This is a genomic window from uncultured Corynebacterium sp. (assembly GCF_947253065.1).
In the GTDB taxonomy this organism is placed as follows: Bacteria; Actinomycetota; Actinomycetes; order Mycobacteriales; family Mycobacteriaceae; genus Corynebacterium.
In genome coordinates this window covers 16,965-38,422 of record NZ_CAMXWS010000020.1, presented here as the reverse complement: position 1 = coordinate 38,422, position 21,458 = coordinate 16,965, and the positions used below count along the sequence as shown (strand labels likewise).

Here is a 21,458-nt window from a genome sequence, read left to right as displayed (position 1 = left end):
TTTTTTAGTTATCCACAGGCCTGGTTCTTCGCCCTGCGTTTGGTGGCGCCGGCTGCTTATTGTTTGGGGCATGAACGATTTCGCGGTTTATGTTGGTGCCACCAACGCCATCGACTCGCTGGGCAGTTTCGATGCCCAGCTGCTTATCGATGCCGGTGCTAACCCCAACCGTGTTACCGAGTGGGCCAGTGTTCACGAGACCTACTACGGAAAAACCAAGCACTCCCGCCAGCAAGCAAACGCTGTACGTATTGCGCGTTCGACGTCGAAGTCGTTGGATCAGTTGGTCTTTATTGAGCAGCAGGTCAAAAAGGCCAAGGATCCATGGAAGACGCGTTTGGCCCTGTTGTCTGTGGAGGGGAACTACGCGACGTTGAAGCGTCGCGCAAAAGACATCGTCGAAGTCCCCGACAAGCCTGCCCCGAAAACATCGGTGCGGTTTACCAAATCGCGTAAAGGTAAGCGGTCGTTTACTGCTACGGGTTCTGAGCGTGATATCGCTGCCCTTGAACACGCCCTGCGCCAGAATTTGGATGCCACTCGTCCAGAGGGGCCGCAGATGTATGAGGCGTTTACTCGCCTGTTGCGTTCAGGTGGTGGGGTGGCCTCTGCGGTGCCGCGACCATTGGTGGTCGTCCCGTTGGCAGACCATATTTCCATCCTCGGTGGGAAAGGCGATGAGACAATTCTTGGGTTGTCGGATGGCACCACCATGACGGGGGCGGAATACCTTGCCCAGCTTCATGGTGCTGAGCTTGAGGTGGCACTGTTCCACCCGGCGGAAGGTGCGGTGAACCTGTACCGCACCCAACGCTTCGCCAACAGCAAGCAAAGAGACCTAGCCCGAGCAACACTGACGACGTGTCCGGTGCCAGGGTGCCGGCATGCTGCTGATCATTGCGAGATCCACCACATCACTGCCTGGAGCCGTGGTGGTGAGACGAATATGGCCAATTTGTCGCCGGTGTGCAGGTATCACAACCGGACTAATGATGATGACCCATGGCGCACACACCGCGGGCGCATACGAAGACGACGCGGCAGCCCAATCTGGGTATCACCACGCGGAAAACCGGTACCGAATAACACCCACCGGTACGGAGCCATGCACCTACTGTTCGGGTGCTAGCGGATTAATTGCCGGCGTATGCGTCTTCGGTGACAAAAAGAGTTGTCTTGGCGAGCCCCGGGATACGAGTCACTGGCCATTCGTCCGAGACCTTCTCGTCGAGAAGGTGGCTAATCGCATCCGTCTTCTCAGCACCGGAGACCAGCAGCCACACCTGCTCTGCGCGTGCGATTGCCGGGTAGGTGAGTGTGATGCGCTCGGCGGGAGGCTTCGGCGAGTCGTCGACACCCACGACGAGCTTCTCGGTTTCCTGCAGCTGTGCAGACGACGGGAACAGCGAGTTGATGTGCCCGTCTCCGCCCATGCCCATGAGGTGCAGGTCAAAACCCTTGGGTGCGTGCTGCTCGAGGACGTCGGAGTATTTCTCAGCAGCTTCCTCGAGAGTGCGGTTCGCAGGGCGGTACCCGTGGATATTGGCCTCCGGGATGTGGACGTGGTTTAGCAGCGCATAGCGTGCCTGTCCTTCATTGGAGTCGGGGTCGTAGACGGGGACGTTTCGCTCGTCACCGAAAAAGACGTGGATGCGGGACCAGTCGAGGTTCTTGGCGCGTACCAGTCGGGAGAGAAGCTTGATTCCGGCGCCGCCGCCGGTGAAGACTACGCGTGCGATGCCGTCCCCATGTACACCACCGGTGTCGGAGGCGATGATCTCCGCGATGGTGTCGACGAAGCGGGTGGATGCTTCGTCGATAAGCACATCGAGGTTGGGGACTTGTTCGACGGTAATCATTGCGTATCGCTCCTTAGATGTCTCGTCCTATGACTCTAGACAAAATTCACGTCGGACAGTGAAAGCAGCGCCTGCGAGTAGGCCCAATCGGGGTCGAGGTGGCGGAGTTCTTCGGAAAGGCAGTCGGCGTCGCTGCGGGTGCTCATGGCCACGAATGAATCCGGCTGGCCGGGGACGCGGACGCGGAAGGTCTTGTCGTCTTTGACGCTGACGGTGACGGGTCCGGAGTTGCGCGTCATGGTCATGCGGCGGATTGGGAAGAGGCGGGATGGCTCGGACGTGGTCTGTTCGCTGCAGATTCGCGTCACGGGGATCTTCAGGCAGTGCGATAGCCATGCAGCAGCGATATCGACGCTGGGATCATCGAGTGGTCCGTCGATCTCGACGGCGGTGACAGGCTCGTGCGGGTAGCGCTCTAACGCAGAGGCGACGACGCCGCGCCAGTGAGTGATGCGGGACCAGAGCATGTCGGAGTCGCCGGGGCAGTAGCCGTTGGCCAGTCGCATCAGAGCGTTGCCATCGACGTTTTCGCGGGCGTTGGTGATGCGTCGGTGCGCGAGCTGCCCAAGCGGGTGGTCTGCCGGTCGTGCCGGCGCGGTTGAAGGCCACCATGCGACAACGGGAGTGTCCGGAAGAAGCAAAGGCGTGACGACGGACGCCAGGTTGTTAGCCAACTCCCCATGCAGGTCCATCACGATGATCTCGGACGCCCCTGCATCATCGGCGAGGATGGCGTGTGCGTCGAGGACGTTCTCGCTCTCGGGGTTGCCGGTGATCAGCATGAGCACGCGTGAAGGATGCTCATGCGAGGCGGTGCGCACATTGTCCAGGATGGATTCGACATCGTCGTGTATGTCGGCGACGACGATGAGCGTCAGCACACGACCGGTGGCCAGCGAGTGGTTCTCCTGGGTGTCCAGGAGCAGCTTGCCGATGGCGCGTGTGGATGTGTCGGACATGGTGATGATCATGTGTGACTCTTCTCGTGCGGGGGTGTCAGGGAGCGATTATCGGAAGGCAACTAGGGGCGACGCCACGTATGACCGTTGATGGCGAGCATTTCATCGGCGGAAGACGGACCCCATGTGCCGGCGGCGTATTCGTCGGGACGTCCATTTTCTGCCCAGAAGTCGAGGATGGGGTCGAGGATTTGCCAGCTGCGTTCGACTTCGGCGGCGGTGGGGAAGAGGCCGGTTTCGTCGAGAAGCGCGTCGAGAATGAGGCGCTCGTAGGCTTCGGGGGACTCTTCGGTGAAGGCTTCGGTGTAGGAGAAGTCCATGTTGACGTCGCGGACTTCCAGGGTCGATCCGGGGACTTTGGAGCCGAAGCGCAGCAAGATGCCTTCGTCGGGCTGGACGCGGATGACCAGTGTGTTGGCGCCGAGCTGGCTGGTCAGTCCCGGGCCGAAAGCTTCGTGGGGTGCCTTCTTGAACACCAGCGCGATCTCAGTGACGCGGCGGCCGAGGCGCTTGCCGGTGCGCAGGTAGAAGGGAACTCCTGCCCAGCGACGGGAATTGATGCCCAGGGTGCACGCAGCGTAGGTCTCGGTGGTGGATTCAGGGTCGAAGCCGTCCTCTTCACGCAGGCCAACGACCTGTTCAGAGCCCTGCCAACCGGCGGTGTATTGGCCACGAGCAGTGGTTTCTTCGAACGGGCCGATGGGTTTGGTGGCGCGAAGGATCTTGAGCTTCTCGTAGCGCAGTTGGCGCGGGGAGAAGGAGACGGGCTCGTCCATGGCCACCAGCGCAAGTAGCTGCAGCAGGTGGTTCTGGATGACGTCGCGGGCCGCGCCAATGCCGTCGTAATAACCAGCGCGACCGCCGAGGCCGATGTCTTCAGCCATGGTGATCTGAACGTGATCGACGAATTGTGCGTTCCACAACGGCTCGAACATCTGGTTGGCAAAGCGCATGGCCAGGATGTTCTGGACGGTTTCTTTGCCCAGGTAGTGGTCAATGCGGAAGACGGCGCGCTCGGGGAAGACCGCGTTGATGGTCTCGTTCAGCTCGCGGGCGGTGGCCAGGTTGTGGCCGAATGGCTTCTCGATGATCACGCGACGCCACTGGCCTTCTTGCGCCTTCGCCATGCCAGTGCGGTCGAGCTGATCGATCACATTAGAGAAGTATTCCGGCGGAACCGACAGGTAGAACGCCCAGTTACCGGAGGTGCCGCGGGTGGCATCCATGTGTTGGAGGAGGGCGGCCATGTTGTCGAAAGCGGCGTCGTCGTCAAACGCACCTTGGACGAAGTGCATGCCTTCGGCAAGGCGTGCCCAGACGTGCTCGTCGAAGTCGGTGCGGGCACCGTTTTCTACTTGTTCGCGGACGTAGTTTTCGAATTCTTCCTTCGACCAGGGGCGACGTCCGAAACCGACGAGGGTGAAGCCGGCGGGCAGCAGGCCACGGTAGGCGAGGTCGTAGATGGCGGGAAGCAGTTTCCGCTTGGCTAGGTCGCCGGTTACTCCGAAAATGACCATGCCGGAGGGGCCGGCAATCCGCGGGAGGCGGCGGTCGGCGTGAGAACGGAGTGGGTTCTTCCAATCATCGGGTGCCGGGTTTGACACAGGCATTCGCCTTTCAGGGATGGGCGTCGTGAGCCGCGTATGAGTATCGCGGCCGTTTTCCTATTGAGAAGATTAAACCTCAAAAGGGCGGCCGCGACGAAGGTTTTTTCTATTTCAGATTCGCGAGCATGGATTCGAGCAGTTCCTGCCACGCATCGACGAACTTATCGACGCCCTCGCGTTCGAGGACAGCAACGACGTCGTCAAGCTCAATGCCCACAGCGGCTAGCTGTTCGAATACCTTGCGGGCATCGTCGGCGGTGCCGTTGAGCGTGTCGCCATGGACGTTGTCACCGCTGATGACTGCGTCGATGGTGGGCTCCGGCATGGTGTTGACGGTGTCGGGCCCAGCGAGCTCGGTGACGTACATGTCTGCTGGGTAGTCCGGGTTCTTCACCCCGGTGGATGCCCAAAGTGGGCGCTGCTTATTTGCACCTTCCGGCAGGTCGCCGAGTGTGTCAAGGAAGAGCTGGTAGGCAAGACGCGCGTTGGCGATGCCTGCTTTGCCCTTCAGTGCACGTGCTTCATCGGTGCCGATGGCGTCGAGGCGGTTGTCCACCTCGGTGTCCATGCGGGAGACGAAGAAGGAGGCCACCGAGTGGATGGTGGAAACGTCGTGACCGTTGGCTGCTGCCTGCGTGATGCCAGCGTTGTAGGCGTCGATGACTTGTTTGTAGCGGTCGACGGAGAAGATCAGAGTGACATTGACGGAGATTCCTTCGGCGAGCACCTGGGTGATCGCGGGAAGGGAGGCGTCGGTGGCGGGGATCTTGATCATGACGTTCGGGCGGTCCACGAGTGCCCACAGCTCTTTGGCGTGAGCTACGGTGGCTGCCTCGTCATCGGCGTGGCGCGGGTCGACTTCGATGGACACGCGGCCGTCTTGGCCGTTGGTCGCCTCGAAGACGTCCATGAAGAGGTCACAGGCGTCCTGGACGTCTTTGACGCTCATGGCGTAGACGGCTTCATCGACGCCGACGTTGCCGGCCTTGAGCTCGGCGATCTGTTCGTCGTATGCGGAGCCAGACGACATAGCGTTAGCGAAGATCGCCGGGTTGGTGGTCACACCTGCCAGAGACTTCGCGGCTTTGATTTCAGCGAGGTTGCCACTGACGATGCGTTCGCGCGACAGATCATCAAGCCAGGTCGAGGTGCCAGCTTCAGCAAGGCGGTCAATTGCGGTCATGTTTTCTCCTTTATCGCTTATCGACGTTTCCCAGGTCCCTTAAACCCCGTCACCACGCACTGGGCCGCGCTGCGGATCAGCGGCAGATTCAGCGGTCTCGGTTCCGGCCTTGACAGAGTCGAGGGACTCGTGTGCTGCGGACACGACGGCTTCGGTGGTGATGCCGAAGCGCTCGAAGAGCTCTGCACCCGGGGCGGATGCACCGAAGTGCTCGAGGGAGACGTTTCGGCCCTGGTCGCCGGTGAAGCGGAACCACGGCATGGCCACGCCTGCTTCGACGGAGACACGCGCACGAACATTGCGCGGGAGGACTTCGTCGATGTAGGCGCGGTCCTGCTGCAGGAACCAGTCCATCGACGGCATGGAGACAACGCGGGTAGCAATACCGTCTGCCTCCAGCTCCTTGGCTGCTGCGACTGCGAGCTGTACCTCGGAACCAGAGCCCATGAGGATCACATCAGGTGTGCCGGTGGATGCTTCGACGAGTACGTAAGCACCGCGTGCGACACCGTCGATGGCCTTTTCCTTGGTGCCCTCGAGAACCGGCAGGTTCTGGCGGGACAGTGCGAGTGCCTTTGGGTGCGGGTCAGCCTCGAGAGCTGCCTTCCATGCAGCGGCGGTCTCATTGGCGTCTGCCGGGCGGATCACGGACAGGTCCGGGATCGCGCGCAGGGCAGTGAGGGTCTCAACGGGCTGGTGCGTCGGACCGTCTTCGCCAAGTCCGATGGAATCGTGGGTGAAGACGTAGTAGCCATCAATACCCGACAACGCAGCAACGCGAATGGAAGGGTAGAGGTACTCGGAGAAGATCAGGAACGTACCGCCATAAACACGGGTGTTGCCGTGCAGAGCGATGCCGTTCATGATCGCGCCCATGCCGTGCTCGCGGATACCGAAGTGCAGGTTGCGGCCGTAGGGGTGCGCGGTGAACATTTCGGTGGAGATCGCTTCCGGGCCGAACGACGGTTCGCCCTTGATCAGGGTGTTGTTCGAGCCAGCCAAGTCAGCGGAACCGCCCCACAGCTCCGGCAGGGTCTTTGCCAGGGCCTGGATCGCAGCTTCGGAAGCCTTACGGGTAGCCACGCCCTTCTCGTCCGGCTCCCACGTCGGCAGCTCATCAGCCCAGCCTGCGGGCAGTTCGCGTGCAGAGAGACGATCGAGGAGGGACTTGCGGTCGGGGTTGGAGGCAGCCCATGCGTCGAAAAGCTCTTGCCATTCCTTGTGCGCTGCGGCGCCGCGCTCGACGAGCTTGCGGGTGTGCGCAATGACGTTGTCTTCGACCGGGAAGTTCTCGGAGGCGTTGAAGCCGAGGACCTCCTTGACGGCAGCGACTTCGTCTGCGCCGAGGGCTGCGCCGTGGACTGCGCCGGTGTTCATCAGGTTCGGGGCAGGGTAGCCGATGACCGTCTTGATGCGAATCATCGTCGGCTTCGATGTTTCGGCCTTTGCCTTCTCGACGGCCTCAAGGATCGCAGCGACATCCTCGCCGGATTCGACGGTGAGAGTCTGCCAGCCGTATGCCTCGTAGCGTGCGAGCACGTCCTCATTGAAAGCGATCTGGGTGTCGTCCTCGATGGAAATGCGGTTGTCATCCCAGAAGGCGATGAGGTTGCCCAGCTGCTGGGTGCCGGCGAGCGAGCTGGCTTCGCTGGTCACGCCTTCCTGCAGGTCGCCGTCGCCGGCGATGACGTAAATGAAGTGGTCGAAAGGCGACTTGCCGGGAGCTGCTTCCGGGTCAAACAGGCCACGCTCGCGACGAGCAGCCATAGCCATGCCCACTGCAGATGCGAGCCCCTGACCAAGCGGACCGGTGGTGATCTCCACACCATCGGTGTGGTTGTACTCCGGGTGGCCCGGGGTCTTGGAGCCCCAGGTGCGCAGTGCCTTTAGGTCCTCGATTTCCAGGCCGAAGCCACCGAGGTAGAGCTGAATATACTGGGTCAGCGACGAGTGGCCGGCAGACAGCACGAAGCGGTCGCGACCAATCCAGCGCGGGTTAGCGGGATCGTGGCGCAGAACGCGCTGGTAAAGGGTGTATGCCAGTGGCGCCAGCGACATCGCGGTGCCGGGGTGGCCCGAGCCGCAGTTCTCCACGGCGTCGGCAGCCAGCACACGCACGGTGTTCACGGCGCGGGTGTCTTCCGCGGTCCAGTCCTCCGGGTAGCGGGCCACAGTCAAGGCCTGCAGCTCGACGGGGAGCGACGCTGCGGCGTCGGAGACCCCGGTGGTCGGCTGGGATGAGTTATCGGAAGAGGTAGTCACAGTGTCCTCGCTTACCAGTGTGTCGGAGCTAACTAACTCTTTACACACTAGTGGTAAAGCTCGGGCGAGGATTGCGACAGGCCCGTCAACTCTGTCACCCTGCTCAGTCGAGGTAGTCGACGACCTCAACGGGCGTGTACGTATTCTCCTCACTAACCGGCACAGGTATTCCGTTCGTGCCGTAGGTGTAGGCAAGGAACCCCACCTTCAGCCCGTTCCGCTCAATAATCCGCGGTTTCGCACGGTCCTGCGGGGAGGCGAAGCTGCCCGTGTACAGCATTCCCATTACGCAATACACCCAGAAAGAAGAGCAGCTCCCGAGAGCAGCGCAAGAAGTTTGGTGGTGACACGGGAGGACATAGACAAATATTTAACAACACGGAACTCATTCCCGCGCGGTGATTTCATGCGGGTGGGAGCGGGGACTAGGATGCGTAGGGCGTAAGGAGACGGGGCGTCGGATAAGCGCGGGAACTTATGCGCGCACGGCTGCGACTAGTCCCCAACGAAGAAAACCGCGCTGAATGAGGAGTTGTGTTGGAGACCGTCAAGGCGTACTTCGCGCTAACGAAGCCGCGAGTCATCGAGCTTTTGCTGGTCGCCGCTATCCCCGCGATGCTGCAGGCTGACCGCGGTGAAGTGCACGTCTGGCTGATTTTGGCGACGTTGTTCGGCGGCTGGATGGGTGCTGCTGCGGCGAATACGTTCAACATGGTCGTTGACTATGACATCGACCAGAAGATGGGGCGCACTCGCGCGCGTCCGCTCGTGCGCCACAAGGTGACTAAGGAGCGTGCGCGGATCTTCGCATTCGCCCTGCTCATCGCTTCTGTCCTGTGGCTCGGGCTGGTGTGCTCCTCGTGGCTGGCCGCATTGTTTATCCTGCTGACTAACTGGTTCTACATCTTCGTGTACACCAAGTGGCTGAAGCGTCGCACCTGGCAGAACGTTATTTGGGGTGGCGCGGCCGGCTGTATGCCTGTGCTTGTTGGCTGGGCCGTGATCCGTGGCGCGGTCGACGACGGAAGCTCTGATCAGTGGTGGCAGGCAATCGTGCTGTTCATGATCATCTTCTTCTGGACACCGCCGCACACATGGGCGCTGGCCATGAAGTATCGCGATGATTACGAACGCGCTGAAGTCCCCATGCTGCCCGTTGTTGCGACCCCAGTTGCGACAACCCGCCAGATCGTCTTCTACTCCTGGCTGACCGTGATCACGTCGCTGCTGCTCGTGCCGGCTGCATCTTGGATTTATTTCGCGGTGGCGCTGCTGTCCGGTGGTGCATTCTTGGTTATGGCGACGCGACTGCACAACAGCGTGAAGAACGGCGGCGACGTCAAGCCGCTCAAGCTGTTCATTTTGTCGAATAACTACCTGGCGGCTTTGTTCTTGGGCCTGTCTGTTGACGCGGTGCTGGGCCTGGAAACCCTCGGCCAGCTCATCGGCTAGCCGAGGTTATTCAGCGACTTTCAGGACGATCGAGCCTGTCGTCTTGCGGGCTTGCAGGTCCTTGTGGGCCTGGGCTGCATCGGCAAGCGGGTAGGGCTCTTGGACGCGGAGGTTGAGCGTCCCATCGTCGACAGCGCGGACTACGGCTTGGGCGCGCATGCGGAATTCATCATCGCTGGCGGTGTATGCACCGATGGACGGGCGGGTCAGGAAGATCGATCCGTGCGTGTTCAACAGCTGTGGATCAATCGGTTCGACCGGGCCGGAGGCCGCACCGAATAGGCAGACGAGACCGCGGGGACGGACCGCTTCGAGGGATTCATGGAAGGTGTCTTTGCCCACGCCGTCGTAGACCACGTCGACACCGCGGCCACCGTTGCGGCGGCGCACCATCTCAGCGAGGTCGTCGCTATAGCGGAAAACTTCGGTGGCACCGGCCTCGTAGGCAAGCTTTTCTTTTTCATCGGTGGAAACGACCGAATAGACCGTGGCTCCTTGTGCAGCGGCCAGCTGGGTGAGCAGCAGGCCCACACCACCGGCGCCGGCGGTGATGAGTAGCGAATCACCTTGTTGCGTATCGCGCACGCCGTACAGCAGGTAGTGCGCGGTGATGCCCTGGAGCAGCATCGTCGCAGCAATGTGCGGCGGAATGGTGTCTGGCACCGCGACGAGGCGTCCACGATCGACGCACACGTATTCGGCGTACGAGCCAGGAGCGGAATCCCACGCCACTACAGTGCCAGGGGCGATTTCACCGGCGGGGTCTTCAACGACCTCGCCACAGCCTTCTAGACCCGGAGTGAACGGGAGCTCAGAGTGGTAGATGCCTTCGCGGTAATAGGTGTCGATGTAGTTGACACCCGCGTAGGCGAGCTTGACCAGAACTTGGCCGGGGTTGGGGGAGGGGACGGGGACGTCGGCAAGCGTGAGCACGTCCGGGCCGCCATGTTCGGTGATCTGGATAGCCTTCATACATATCCAGGTTACGCGTGCGCGCCCGTGCTCAAAGCGAATTGCTTTACGACGTACTCGTGTTGAACTGTTCCGACTTCAGCAACGGCAGACGACGGTTGCCGTGGGCGTAGAGGAACGCCGTGAAGGCGACGACGACGCTGGACATGAGAATGTGCATAGGGACAGTCCAACGCGGCACACCCAGGTAGTACTGACCAAGCCCGATTGCCCACTGGATCACGATCATGGCAACCAGCACCATGGAGGTCTTAAACGCATCCTTCGGGGCCTTGTCACGGCGCAGAATGAAGACCGCGAAGAGCGTGAATGCAAGGTAGGCGTACATGGAAGCGGCGTGGACGTAGGCAAGCGTCTGGGTGGGCAGGTCGAGGCGACCTTCCATGCCAACAGCTGCATCGCCAGAGTGAGGGCCGGAACCAGTGACCATTGTGCCGGTGATCAGCACGAGGCTGAGGGCAACAGCCGCGATGACAACGAGCCAGCGGGCAGTGTTGGAGAAACGTCGCTCAGGTGCGACATCATCGGCTTCGGCTACTCGCATGTAGAGCACAGCAGCGACGAAGACGAGCACCATTGATGGCAGGAAGTGGATGGCCACGGACCACCAGCGAAGCTCGAGGAGGACGGAGATTCCGCCGATGATCGCCTGGATCAGAACGCCGATGCCAGAGATGACGGAAAGCGTGATGATTTCGCTCCGGCGCCTGGCGCGGAGTACGGCGATGAACAGCACGATTGTTGCGGCAGCCACGACGAATGTCAGCGTGCGGTTGCCGAACTCGATCACTTGATGCACCAGTGGATTCGCGCCCGGCACTGGGAAGAGCGAGCCTTCGTGGCACAGCGGCCAGGTATTGCAGCCAAGGCCTGAGCCGGTCACGCGCACCAGCGAGCCGGTGAAGGTGATGCCCGCCTGCGCGAGCAGCACGATGAGGGCGAAGATGCGCTGTGTCTTCACCGTCGGGACCTGCTTGAGTCGTTCCCAGAAGGTCATCGATTCAGCAGACGAGGTAGTTGGGGTGGTGGTGCTCACGGTCAGATCGTGCCTTTCACGTGATCGAAGTAAACAAAATAGAAAAGAAGTCTCGTACTATCCGTCGAATTTGAACCAGCGGATAGTTCCCGCGATGGCGAAAATGGCCCAAGCGATAAGCGCGAGCCATGCCCATGGGTGGATGACGGCACTGAGTGCTCCATCCATTGCGCTTGCTAGGGCGACGGAAGGAACGAGGTTCCACACTCCTGCGTCGCTAAGACTATCGGAGTAGACAACCCACCCAAGGATGGCGAGCAGAAGCAGCCAAATAAAGTTCGCGCCAGCTAGGACGACCTCGGAAGATTGGGTGCCACCGAGCAAAAGTCCGAGTGCTGTGAATGCGGTTACGCCGGCGAGTAGCGTGAGAAAACCGAGTACTGCACCGCCCAGTGAGATACGCCAGCCCAATGCCAGAGCAATTCCGCCCAGGACAATGATTTGGACCAATACGGTGGCTAGAACACCGAGGACTTTTCCAGCGATGATTGTCCACGCGGGAACGCCCGACGCGCCAGTACGCTTTAATGCGCCGTATCGACGATCAAACGCCAGCGAAATCGCCTGCCCCGTGAACCCAGCGGAGGCCGCTGCGATGGAGAACACCATGGTGACGATCTGGTCCAGGGTCGCGTTCTCACCCAAAACTGGAATCAGGCTCGCACCAATGAGGATCGCTGCGGGAATGATCAGATTGACCAAAATCTGCTCGCCGTGGCGGAGCAGCAGTGTTGCTTCGATGCGACCTTGCGATGCGATCATCTGGGCAGCACTCGCCCGTTTGGGTGCGGGAGCAAAGGTGCCCGGTGCGAAACGTTCGCTGGTGGTCTTCTGAGCTGAAGTCGTCATGGTTCTAGGCCCTCAGTTCTTTGCCGGTGAGGTCGAGAAAAACATCTTCAAGTGTGCGGTGGTGCACGCCCAACTGCTTGATCAGGACATTCTGCCGTGCTGCCTCAGCGGCGACAGTGGCGATGATTTGTGGGTCGCCGGCGGAGTCGAGGCGGTAGGTGGGGGAGTCGGTGTCGTCGATAAGCGTTGCGCTAATACCCACGGCCGAAAGGTCGAGTGGTGCGGAGGTATGTAGGCGGAGCTCGGGCGCTGCGCCGCTGTCGATGAGCTCGGCTGGAGTGCCGGATGCGACGACGTTGCCCTTATCGATGATGACCACCTGGTCTGCGAGCATTTCCGCTTCGTCCATGAGGTGCGTGGTCAAGATGATGGTGACGCCGTCGCGTTTGAGTGCTGTGACGAGGTCCCACACGGCACGCCGTGATTGTGCGTCCATACCCGCGGTCGGCTCATCGAGGAATACCAGCTCCGGTCGGCCAATAAGGGCGAGCGCGAGCGACAGTCGTTGCTGCTGTCCACCGGAAAGGCGCCGGTAGGTGGTCTTGGCCACCTTGTTCAGACCCAGGATGTCCATGAGCCACTCCGGATCAAGAGGATCGGCGTTGTAGGAAGCGGTCAGATCAAGCATCTCTTTGACACGGATGCCGGAATAGGACCCGCCACCCTGAAGCATGATGCCGATGCGCTCGCGTACTTTTTCGCCCTCACGCTGTGGGTCAAGTCCCAGCACGGAAATCGATCCGCTCGTGGGTGTGGTGAACCCTTCGCACATTTCAATGGTGGTGGTTTTGCCCGCCCCATTGGGTCCAAGCAACGCGAGCACTTCGCCCCGGCGGGCGGTGAAGCTCAAACCATCCACAGCAGTGATGGCCCCAAAAGTTTTGACCACGCCGCGCACATCGAGAGCAACGTCATGTGTTGCGTCGGAAGCGCTGCCGTCGGAAAATCGTGCAGGTTTCATCGCGCATTAGTGTAGAACTTTTTGTCCACGGAACCGGAACCACGCCCAAGCGAGCAGGGCGATCACGATCACAGCGATGAGTGCGTTGATGTAGATCATGGCCACCGCACCCGCTGGAAGTGCCAGCCCACGGGGGAGAACGACGAAGCTGAAGAGCGCCGAATATGCCGCGGTACCTGCTCGGAAGAAGGTGCGGTTAGCCCACCCGGCGAGCGGCATGATGCCCCAGAGCGGGTACCACGGGTGTACCACGGGGAAGAGCAGGACGAGCACCAAGGTGGCCACACCGAGCCCCCCAACGGGGTGAATCGTGCCCTTGAAAGTTGCCCAGAGCATGCGGAGGCAGAACGCGACGGCGATGATGAGTCCGCAGGTGCGAGTGATCACTAGCGTCGCTTCGGAGTGATCGCCAAGCCCGAGAAGTTGGCCGAAGAATGCCGAGATCACGCCGACATCAGTAGTCACGGACAGCCAACTGCGGATCGTTGCAGCTCCGCCTTGGCCTGTGATCCAACCGAGCCCGATCCCGGTGATCACAGTGGCAGCGGCAATCGAACACACCATCACGACAGCTTGGAATGCAGCAGCGCACACGATTCCCAGCACGCCGCCCCAGCGCCGTGCAAGCGCCATGCCAACGAAACCTAGCGCGAGGAAGCCTGTCACCTTGACCATTCCGGCGCAGCTGATCAGCACACCTGAAATGACTAATAAGCACCATCCGGAAGGCGCACGAAGCCGGTCGACTCCACGCAAACCGAGCTCGAGACCGACGAGCAAAATGCCCATCATGATCGCCTCATTATGAATGCCACCAACGAGGTGCAGGATCACCAGCGGGTTGAGCACGCCCAGCCACACAGCGGCAGAGCGGTTGACCCCACAGCGATTGGCCAGTGCCACGATCGCCCATGCTGCCGCAGCCACACCGAGCAGCGACAACACACGGTGGCAGAACACGCCCCAGAAGATATTCGTGCCGGTCAGCTGTGCAATGAGCGAAGAAATCCCGAGCGCGATAGGCCCGTACGGTGAGGGCGATTCAGCCCAAATAAAAGGCACACTGCGCGCGAGTGGATGCTCGTGGCCGAGCAGCTGGACTGGGCCTGCAGAATACGGGTCGATGCCTTCGGCAACGATCGCGCCTTGTGCAAGGTACGAGTAAATATCCTGCGTGAACAGCGGAGCGGTGAAAACCAGCGGGAAGACCCACGCGCCGAAGGTACGTAAAAGCACCGACACACCAACTCGCGAAGGGCCGCCAGCCGCGCCGACGAATGCGCCCATAAGCAGCCACGCGACAACGAGCAAAGCAACGCCAACAAGCACAATGCTTGACGACGCCAACATCATCCGCCCCATCATCGCCCCGAAGGGGAGTGACCCGAATGAAGTATTCGAAGCATCAACCACAGGCAGTGCTCCGCCGCCGATACCGCCAAGACCCATCAGCAACGTGCCAATGAGGCCGAGGACGCGAAGCAGTTCAAACCGGTTGCGTTCCCAAATGGATGGCGTAGCCGATGGGGCCATCCCGCCAAGAGGATCGGAGTGGAGTTCGGCTGAGCGTGAGCCCGGCCGGCCGAGACGAGGTAGTTCGCGCAGGATCCGGTAGATGCCGGCGGGTCGGCGACCGGAGGAGGGCTGCTGTGCGCTCTCCTCAGAAACGGTTCGACCGGTCTGCGATTTCACAGATGCAGTGTACAAAAGCCCGACGGTGTGGAACCAAACCTTGAAGAAACCCTGAAATTAACGCACACTAGTGTTGTCTAAAGGTGAGCTGCCCATTTCAGCGAGGGCAGCTGACGTGGTTTTCCTAGTTTTCTAGGTTTTCTAGGCGTTTTAGAAAGGAGCTGGGACGCGACAATGCCTGGTGCACAGCGGTCGACCGATGGTCAGACTCGTCGACGCATCATGTCCACGATGTTGCGGACTGGCCCGGCCACGGCAGCAGAACTCGCTAAGAAGGTGGAGCTCTCGCCAGCTGGTGTACGCCGGCACATAGACAAATTGCTCGATGAGGAACTCGTGGAAGCATGCCCGCCCCAATCACAGTCGCCGTCGGCGAAGCCAACACGTGGCCGCCCAGCACAGCACTACCGCCTTACTGAAGACGGGCGAGACAGCTTTGGCAACGGCTACGACGAACTCGCCCTCGAGGCCATCGCCGAGATTGAAGAACTCGGTGGTAGAGAGGCAGTGCGGAATTTGGCGCGGAAGAGGGCGCAAAGGTTGCTAGGGAGCGTCGATAAGCGAGATTCTGGTGTTGCTACCGGCGATGTTGCTGGTGCCGCAACCCGTGTTGCAGATGCATTTGCAGCCCATGGCTACGCGGCTGAAGCGAACCACGTAGGCTCAAGTCTGCAACTGTGTCAGCATCACTGTCCGGTTCACGCGGTCGCTGCCGAGTACCCGGAAATTTGTGAAGCTGAGCACGAGCTAATCGCGGAACTGGTGGGTGCGCACGTCGCACCGCTGGCACTGATTGCCAACGGTGATGGTGTGTGTACTACGCACATCAGTCTCGCAGCGAGCGAAAGACCCAAGCTGGAGGAAACAGATTGCGAAAGGAGCGGAGACGATGACTAGTACGACTCCCGCACCCGGCCTGGAAAAGCCGATGAATGATGATGAGATCATTGAGTCGATGGGGCCGTACAACTACGGCTGGCACGACTCTGATGAGGCAGGTTCTGTTGCCCGTCGTGGTCTCAATGAAGAGGTCGTCCGCGACATCTCTGCGGCCAAGAATGAGCCGGAGTGGATGCTGGAACAGCGCCTGAAGGCGCTGGAGATGTACAACAAGAAGCCCCTGCCTAACTGGGGTCCGGATCTGTCTGGCATCGACTTTGACCAGATCAAGTACTTCGTCCGCTCCACCGAGAAGCAGGCGACGAGCTGGGAAGACCTGCCGGAAGACATTAAGAACACCTACGACAAGCTGGGTATCCCGGAAGCTGAGAAGCAGCGCCTCGTTGCAGGTGTTGCTGCGCAGTACGAGTCTGAGGTTGTCTACCACAAGATCCGTGAGGACCTTGAGGAGCAGGGCGTTATCTTCGTTGACACCGATACCGGTCTGCGCGAGTACCCGGAGCTGTTCAAGGAATACTTTGGCTCTGTCGTCCCGGCTGGTGACAACAAGTTCTCCGCACTGAATGCTGCTGTGTGGTCTGGCGGTTCCTTCATTTACGTCCCGAAGGGCGTGCACGTGGAGATCCCGCTGCAGGCATACTTCCGCATCAACACCGAGAACATGGGTCAGTTTGAGCGCACCCTGATCGTCGTCGACGAGGACGCATACGTCCACTACGTCGAGGGCTGCACCGCGCCGATCTACCAGTCTGACTCGCTGCACGCTGCTGTAGTTGAGATCATCGTGAAGAAGAACGCGCGCTGCCGCTACACCACGATTCAGAACTGGTCCAACAACGTGTACAACCTGGTCACCCAGCGTGCACGCGCCGAGGAAGGTGCCACGATGGAGTGGGTCGATGGCAACATCGGCTCCAAGGTGAACATGAAGTACCCGGCAGTGTGGATGACCGGCCCGAACTCCCGTGGTGAGGTCCTGTCCGCTCAGTTCTGTGGCGAGGGCCAGGTCCAGGACACTGGTGCAAAGGTTGTTCACATGGCACCAAACACCTCTTCCAACATTGTGTCTAAGTCTGTTTCCCGTAATGGTGGCCGTGCTGCCTACCGCGGTCTGGTGCAGATCAACGCAAACGCGAAGAATTCCCACTCCAATATTGAGTGTGACGCGCTGCTGGTGGACAACATCTCGCGTACGGATACGTATCCGTACAACGACATCCGCAACGACCACGTGACCTTGGGCCACGAGGCGAAGGTGTCGAAGGTCAGCGAGGAGCAGCTGTTCTACCTGATGTCGCGCGGCATCTCCGAGGAAGACGCAATGGCAATGATCGTCCGCGGCTTCATCGAGCCGATTGCTAAGGAGCTCCCGATGGAGTACGCGCTGGAGCTCAACCGACTCATTGAACTGCAGATGGAAGGATCGGTGGGTTAAACCCTCATGACTGAAGCAACCGCAACTCCCGCTAAGAAGCGCGTTGGCAACGCGACCTTCCACGACAACAAGGGCGACCTGTTCGCTTCTTATGACGTGAATGATTTTGAGGTTCCGCAGGGCCGTGACGAAGTCTGGCGCTTCATCTCCCTGCGTCGCCTCCGTGGCCTGCACAACGGCAAGTTCGCTGAGCAGACCGACGCGCAGGTGGATATCAAGGCCCCTGCCGAGGTCACCGTCGAGGAGGTTTCGCGTGATGACGAACGACTGAAGTCCGTCACCGCCCCGACCGACCGCATCGCTGCTCAGGCATGGACCTCCATGCCGCATGCATCGATCGTGACCATCCCGGCGAATGCTGACCTGGCTGAGCCGATCGTGATCACCACGACCGGTGCTGGTCTGGACAACACCACGTTTGCTGGCCTGCACATTGAGGCAGGGGAGAGCTCCCGTGCCACCGTTATCGTGCAGTACACCGGCTCCGGTACCCACGCTGACAACGTCAACTTCAATATCGGCGACAATGCGCACATCAACGTGGTTGTCGATGGCGAGTGGAATAACGACGCAGTCCACGTCGGTGCCCAGAGCATCGTTGTCGGCCGCGACGCTGTCCTGCGCCACACCGTGGCTACCTTCGGCGGCGAAGTTGTCCGTAATACCCCGCGTGTGAAGTACGCAGGTACCGGCGGCGACGCTGAGCTGAATGGTGTGTACTACGCCGACGACGGCCAGTACATCGAGAATCGTCTCCTGGTTGACCACAACCACCCGTACTGCCGTTCCAACGTGCTGTACAAGGGTGCACTGCAGGGCGACAAAGACTCCAAGCTGCCTGACGCACGCACCTGCTGGGTCGGCGATGTCCTGATCCGCTCCAACGCATCTGGCACCGAGACCTACGAGGCGAACCGCAACATCGTGCTCACCGACGGCGCACGCGCTGATGCGATCCCGAACCTCGAGATCGAGACCGGTGACATCCCTGGTGCTGGCCACGCCGCTACCGTCGGCCGCTTCGATGAAGAGCAGCTGTTCTACCTCAAGTCCCGCGGTATCCCGGATGGCGAGGCGCGTCGCCTGATCGTCCGTGGCTTCTTCAACGAAGTCCTCAACCGCATCCCTGTCGAGTCCGTACGCGAAGAACTGATCAATCGCGTGTCCGGCGAGCTCGAGCAGGTCAACCTGTAGGGCCCTGGCTAAAGGGAACACACTTTAAAGACGAAAGAGAAACGAGTTCTATGCCTACTCTGGAAATCAAAAACCTCCACGCCTCGGTCCTCCCACTTGAGGAAGGCCAGGATCCGACTCCGATCCTCAAGGGCGTCAACCTGACCATCAACTCCGGTGAGACCCACGCCATCATGGGCCCGAACGGCTCCGGCAAGTCCACGCTGGCCTACACCCTGTCCGGCCACCCGTCTTACGAGGTGACCGAGGGCGAGGTGCTTCTCGACGGTGAGAACCTCCTCGAGATGGAAGTCGACGAGCGTGCACGCGCTGGCCTCTTCCTGGCTATGCAGTACCCGGTCGAGGTCCCTGGCGTGTCCTCCTCCAACTTCATGCGTTCCGCTGTCACCGCTGTTCGCGGCGAGGCACCGAAGCTGCGTGAGTGGGTCCAGGAGCTGAACCAGGTCCGCGACGAGCTGAAGATCGACCCGTCGTTCAGCGAGCGCTCCGTCAACGAGGGCTTCTCTGGTGGCGAGAAGAAGCGCCACGAGGTCATGCAGCTCTCCCTGATGAAGCCGAAGTTCGCAGTCATGGACGAGACCGACTCCGGTCTTGACGTTGACGCACTGCGCATTGTCTCCGAGGGCATCAACCGCTACCAGGAGGAGACCAACGGCGGCATCCTGATGATTACGCACTACCAGCGCATCCTGAACTACGTGCGCCCGGACCACGTGCACATCTTCGCCGACGGTGTGATCAAGCATTCCGGTGGCTTCGAGCTGGCAGAGAAGCTCGAGGCTGAGGGCTACGAGGCATTCGTTTAAACCCTCAACGAACGGCCGGCCCTTTTCGCCGGCCGTTTTCTATTCCCCATTCATTATCTAGTTGAGAACCGAGCTCCATGACTCAGTACGTAAACCCCGATGGCACTTTGAACACCGACGCAATTCGCGCGGAGTTTCCGATCCTTTCGCGCACCGTGCGTGAGGACACTCCCTTGGTGTACCTCGATTCTGGTGCGACTTCGCAGCGCCCGGAACGTGTATGGCGTGCGGAAGAACAGTTCGTGCTGAATACTTTTGCGCCTGTTCACCGTGGCGCGTACCAGTTGGCCGAGGAAGCCACGGATGCGTACGAGTCAGCTCGCGAGAAGATCGCTACGTTCGTCGGGGCAGAGGGCCATGAGATTGCGTTCACGAAGAATGCGACCGAGGCGCTCAACCTCGTCGCTTACACGCTTGGCGACGATCGTGCTGGCGACCTCCAGATCCGTGAAGGCGACACCATCGTGATCACGGAACTAGAGCACCACGCCAACCTCGTACCTTGGCAGGAGCTCGCTCGACGCACTGGCGCAACGTTGAAGTGGTACGGGATGACCGATGATGGCCGCATTGATCTCGATTCCCTCGAGCTCGATGAGACGGTCAAGGTCGTCGCTTTTACCCACCAGTCGAATGTCACGGGTGCGATTGCCGATGTTGATGAGCTCGTCCGACGCGCAAAGGCTGTCGGTGCTCTCACCGTGCTGGATGCATGCCAGTCGGTGCCGCATCAGCCGGTCAATTTCCACGCTCTTGACGTGGACTTCAGCGCCTTCTCCGGCCACAAGATGTGCGGTCCGTCCGGCGTCGGGGTCGTTTACGGCAAGGGAAAGCTTCTCGACGCACTGCCGCCCTTCCTCACCGGTGGCTCCATGATCGAAGTTGTCCGTATGGAGGGTTCGACCTTTGCGCCGGCACCGCAGCGCTTCGAGGCCGGCACACAGATGACTAGCCAGGTTGTCGGTCTGGGCGCCGCCATCGATTTCCTCAATGAGATCGGCATGGACAAGGTCGCTGCTCACGAGCACGAGCTCACCGCTTATACCTTGGAGCGTATGAAGGAGATCGAGGGTCTTCGCATCATTGGTCCGGAAACAGCCGATTCGCGTGGTGGCGCCATCTCCTTCGTGGTTGACGGCATTCACCCCCACGACTTGGGGCAGGTCCTCGACTCGAAGGGCGTGTGCATTCGCGTTGGACACCACTGCGCCTGGCCAGCCCACCGCGGCTTGGACGCACAGTCCACCGCACGCGCTAGTTTCTACCTGTACAACACAAAGGCAGAGATCGACACGCTTATTAACGGCATCAAGGCTGCCAAGGAATTCTTCGGTGCCTAGCGTCGTTGAGCAAGGTAGAACTTAAAGCAATCAGAAGTTTTAAAAGGTCAAGGCAGAAGAAAGAAACGCATGAACCTAGAGTCGATGTACCAAGAGGTCATCCTCGACCACTACAAGAACCCGCAGAACGCGGGTCTGCGTGACCCGTACGAGGCCGAGGTGCACCACGTCAACCCGTCGTGCGGTGACGAGCTCACACTCCGTGTCCACCTGTCTGAAGACGGCAACACTGTCGAAGATATTTCGTATGACGCGGAAGGGTGCTCGATCTCGCAGGCGTCGACAAGCGTGCTCACCGAGGAAGTGATCGGTCTGCCTGTCGCTGAGGCGATGAAGAAGCTTGATGCTTTCGAGGAGATGATCACGTCCAAGGGCGAAAAAGAAGGCGACGCTAGTCTCATCGGCGATGGAATCGCCTTTGCCGGTGTGGCGAAATTCCCTGCACGCGTGAAGTGTGCACTGCTCGGTTGGAAGGCATTTCAAGCTGCAACGAGCGATGCGATCACCGAGATTGAAAACAACCAGAACAAGGAGTGACCAGTTATGACCACCCCGAATGAAGAAAGTACCTCCAAGTCGAGCTTTGACGGTCCTGGCGAGCGCCCAGAGCAGACCGAAAAGCAGATCCAGATCGCCGCTGATGTCGCCGAGTACTTGCACGACGTGATTGACCCGGAGCTGGGCATCAATATCGTTGACCTCGGTCTCGTCTACGACATTTGGATCGAGGAAGAAGGCGACAAGAACCGTGCCGTGATCAACATGACGCTGACGTCGCCTGCTTGTCCGCTTACCGACGTCATCGAAGAGCAGGCCGAGCAGGCCGCTGTTGGCTCCGGCACCGTCGACGCCATGACCTTGAACTGGGTTTGGATGCCGCCGTGGGGCCCGCACATGATCACTGAGGAAGGCCGCGAGCAGCTTCGCGCACTCGGCTTCGCCGTCTAATCA

The 21,458-nt window shown here is 60.3% G+C and carries 20 protein-coding genes; 9 read left to right on the top strand and 11 right to left on the bottom strand.

The features are described from left to right. Positions 1-70 precede the first annotated feature (70 nt). Entirely contained in the window at positions 71-1,129 is a 1,059-nt protein-coding gene (locus Q0X21_RS06495; protein ID WP_297851029.1) for an HNH endonuclease signature motif containing protein, read from the top strand. 4 nt (positions 1,130-1,133) lie between these two features. Here the strand turns inward: Q0X21_RS06495 and pgl are convergent, their stop codons facing one another. From pgl to Q0X21_RS06465, 6 genes are all read right to left on the bottom strand, one after another. After that, entirely contained in the window at positions 1,134-1,859 is a 726-nt protein-coding gene (pgl, locus tag Q0X21_RS06490) for a 6-phosphogluconolactonase (RefSeq protein ID WP_297851028.1), read from the bottom strand. 35 nt (positions 1,860-1,894) lie between these two features. Next, on the bottom strand, positions 1,895-2,830 hold the full coding sequence (locus Q0X21_RS06485; RefSeq protein WP_297851026.1) for a glucose-6-phosphate dehydrogenase assembly protein OpcA: 936 nt from the start codon (positions 2,828-2,830) through the stop codon (positions 1,895-1,897). 50 nt (positions 2,831-2,880) lie between these two features. After that, complete coding sequence (zwf, locus tag Q0X21_RS06480) at positions 2,881-4,428, bottom strand: glucose-6-phosphate dehydrogenase (protein WP_297851025.1); 1,548 nt, start codon at positions 4,426-4,428, stop codon at positions 2,881-2,883. A 103-nt stretch (positions 4,429-4,531) separates the two neighbouring features. Beyond that, positions 4,532-5,608, bottom strand: a complete 1,077-nt coding sequence (tal, locus tag Q0X21_RS06475) for a transaldolase (protein ID WP_297851024.1) — start codon at positions 5,606-5,608, stop codon at positions 4,532-4,534. A gap of 39 nt (positions 5,609-5,647) precedes the next feature. Continuing rightward, positions 5,648-7,786: a transketolase gene (gene tkt, locus Q0X21_RS06470; protein WP_297851033.1), complete on the bottom strand. Its 2,139-nt coding sequence runs from the start codon at positions 7,784-7,786 to the stop codon at positions 5,648-5,650. A gap of 187 nt (positions 7,787-7,973) precedes the next feature. Further along, positions 7,974-8,156, bottom strand: coding sequence for a CapA family protein (locus Q0X21_RS06465; protein WP_297851023.1), 183 nt, complete (start codon positions 8,154-8,156; stop codon positions 7,974-7,976). Positions 8,157-8,407: 251 nt separating this feature from the next. Between Q0X21_RS06465 and Q0X21_RS06460 the strand changes: the two genes are divergently transcribed. Then, on the top strand, positions 8,408-9,322 hold the full coding sequence (locus Q0X21_RS06460; protein ID WP_297851032.1) for a heme o synthase: 915 nt from the start codon (positions 8,408-8,410) through the stop codon (positions 9,320-9,322). A 6-nt stretch (positions 9,323-9,328) separates the two neighbouring features. On the opposite strand, the gene Q0X21_RS06455 is transcribed toward Q0X21_RS06460, so the two are convergent. The 5 genes from Q0X21_RS06455 to mptB all read right to left on the bottom strand — a co-directional run bounded on the left by Q0X21_RS06455 (position 9,329) and on the right by mptB (position 14,757). Then, entirely contained in the window at positions 9,329-10,294 is a 966-nt protein-coding gene (locus Q0X21_RS06455) for a quinone oxidoreductase (protein WP_297851022.1), read from the bottom strand. 46 nt (positions 10,295-10,340) lie between these two features. Beyond that, positions 10,341-11,291, bottom strand: a complete 951-nt coding sequence (locus Q0X21_RS06450; RefSeq protein WP_297851031.1) for a heme A synthase — start codon at positions 11,289-11,291, stop codon at positions 10,341-10,343. Positions 11,292-11,387: 96 nt separating this feature from the next. Continuing rightward, a complete protein-coding gene (locus Q0X21_RS06445) occupies positions 11,388-12,179 on the bottom strand; it encodes an ABC transporter permease (RefSeq protein WP_297851021.1) in 792 nt (263 codons plus the stop codon). 4 nt (positions 12,180-12,183) lie between these two features. Further along, complete coding sequence (locus Q0X21_RS06440; RefSeq protein ID WP_297851020.1) at positions 12,184-13,140, bottom strand: ABC transporter ATP-binding protein; 957 nt, start codon at positions 13,138-13,140, stop codon at positions 12,184-12,186. Positions 13,141-13,146: 6 nt separating this feature from the next. Continuing rightward, positions 13,147-14,757 (bottom strand): polyprenol phosphomannose-dependent alpha 1,6 mannosyltransferase MptB, encoded by a 1,611-nt coding sequence (gene mptB / locus Q0X21_RS06435; RefSeq protein WP_297851030.1) that lies wholly within the window; start codon positions 14,755-14,757, stop codon positions 13,147-13,149. A gap of 249 nt (positions 14,758-15,006) precedes the next feature. Here mptB and Q0X21_RS06430 point away from each other — a divergent pair, with 249 nt between their 5' ends. From Q0X21_RS06430 to Q0X21_RS06400, 7 genes are all read left to right on the top strand, one after another. Then, positions 15,007-15,729 (top strand): metalloregulator ArsR/SmtB family transcription factor, encoded by a 723-nt coding sequence (locus Q0X21_RS06430; RefSeq protein ID WP_297851019.1) that lies wholly within the window; start codon positions 15,007-15,009, stop codon positions 15,727-15,729. Next, positions 15,722-17,167, top strand: coding sequence for a Fe-S cluster assembly protein SufB (sufB, locus tag Q0X21_RS06425; RefSeq protein ID WP_297851018.1), 1,446 nt, complete (start codon positions 15,722-15,724; stop codon positions 17,165-17,167). The genes Q0X21_RS06430 and sufB overlap by 8 nt, the downstream gene beginning before the upstream one ends. A gap of 6 nt (positions 17,168-17,173) precedes the next feature. After that, positions 17,174-18,361 (top strand): Fe-S cluster assembly protein SufD, encoded by a 1,188-nt coding sequence (gene sufD, locus Q0X21_RS06420; RefSeq protein ID WP_297851017.1) that lies wholly within the window; start codon positions 17,174-17,176, stop codon positions 18,359-18,361. A 50-nt stretch (positions 18,362-18,411) separates the two neighbouring features. After that, a complete protein-coding gene (sufC, locus tag Q0X21_RS06415) occupies positions 18,412-19,167 on the top strand; it encodes a Fe-S cluster assembly ATPase SufC (protein WP_297851016.1) in 756 nt (251 codons plus the stop codon). Positions 19,168-19,244: 77 nt separating this feature from the next. Beyond that, complete coding sequence (locus tag Q0X21_RS06410; RefSeq protein ID WP_297851015.1) at positions 19,245-20,507, top strand: cysteine desulfurase; 1,263 nt, start codon at positions 19,245-19,247, stop codon at positions 20,505-20,507. A gap of 69 nt (positions 20,508-20,576) precedes the next feature. Beyond that, complete coding sequence (gene sufU, locus Q0X21_RS06405) at positions 20,577-21,044, top strand: Fe-S cluster assembly sulfur transfer protein SufU (RefSeq protein WP_297851014.1); 468 nt, start codon at positions 20,577-20,579, stop codon at positions 21,042-21,044. A 6-nt stretch (positions 21,045-21,050) separates the two neighbouring features. Next, complete coding sequence (locus Q0X21_RS06400; protein WP_297851013.1) at positions 21,051-21,455, top strand: metal-sulfur cluster assembly factor; 405 nt, start codon at positions 21,051-21,053, stop codon at positions 21,453-21,455. Positions 21,456-21,458: the final 3 nt, after the last annotated feature.

Excerpts from the sequence above, each read along its gene's own strand:
- Q0X21_RS06495 (WP_297851029.1), top strand. The coding sequence starts at position 71 with ATGAACGATTTCGCGGTTTATGTTGGTGCCACCAACGCCATCGACTCG.
- pgl (WP_297851028.1), bottom strand. The coding sequence starts at position 1,859 with ATGATTACCGTCGAACAAGTCCCCAACCTCGATGTGCTTATCGACGAA.
- Q0X21_RS06485 (WP_297851026.1), bottom strand. The coding sequence starts at position 2,830 with ATGATCATCACCATGTCCGACACATCCACACGCGCCATCGGCAAGCTG.
- zwf (WP_297851025.1), bottom strand. The coding sequence starts at position 4,428 with ATGCCTGTGTCAAACCCGGCACCCGATGATTGGAAGAACCCACTCCGT.
- tal (WP_297851024.1), bottom strand. The coding sequence starts at position 5,608 with ATGACCGCAATTGACCGCCTTGCTGAAGCTGGCACCTCGACCTGGCTT.
- Q0X21_RS06465 (WP_297851023.1), bottom strand. The coding sequence starts at position 8,156 with ATGGGAATGCTGTACACGGGCAGCTTCGCCTCCCCGCAGGACCGTGCG.
- Q0X21_RS06455 (WP_297851022.1), bottom strand. The coding sequence starts at position 10,294 with ATGAAGGCTATCCAGATCACCGAACATGGCGGCCCGGACGTGCTCACG.
- Q0X21_RS06450 (WP_297851031.1), bottom strand. The coding sequence starts at position 11,291 with ATGACCTTCTGGGAACGACTCAAGCAGGTCCCGACGGTGAAGACACAG.
- Q0X21_RS06445 (WP_297851021.1), bottom strand. The coding sequence starts at position 12,179 with ATGACGACTTCAGCTCAGAAGACCACCAGCGAACGTTTCGCACCGGGC.
- Q0X21_RS06440 (WP_297851020.1), bottom strand. The coding sequence starts at position 13,140 with ATGAAACCTGCACGATTTTCCGACGGCAGCGCTTCCGACGCAACACAT.
- Q0X21_RS06430 (WP_297851019.1), top strand. The coding sequence starts at position 15,007 with ATGCCTGGTGCACAGCGGTCGACCGATGGTCAGACTCGTCGACGCATC.
- sufB (WP_297851018.1), top strand. The coding sequence starts at position 15,722 with ATGACTAGTACGACTCCCGCACCCGGCCTGGAAAAGCCGATGAATGAT.
- sufD (WP_297851017.1), top strand. The coding sequence starts at position 17,174 with ATGACTGAAGCAACCGCAACTCCCGCTAAGAAGCGCGTTGGCAACGCG.
- sufC (WP_297851016.1), top strand. The coding sequence starts at position 18,412 with ATGCCTACTCTGGAAATCAAAAACCTCCACGCCTCGGTCCTCCCACTT.
- Q0X21_RS06410 (WP_297851015.1), top strand. The coding sequence starts at position 19,245 with ATGACTCAGTACGTAAACCCCGATGGCACTTTGAACACCGACGCAATT.
- sufU (WP_297851014.1), top strand. The coding sequence starts at position 20,577 with ATGAACCTAGAGTCGATGTACCAAGAGGTCATCCTCGACCACTACAAG.
- Q0X21_RS06400 (WP_297851013.1), top strand. The coding sequence starts at position 21,051 with ATGACCACCCCGAATGAAGAAAGTACCTCCAAGTCGAGCTTTGACGGT.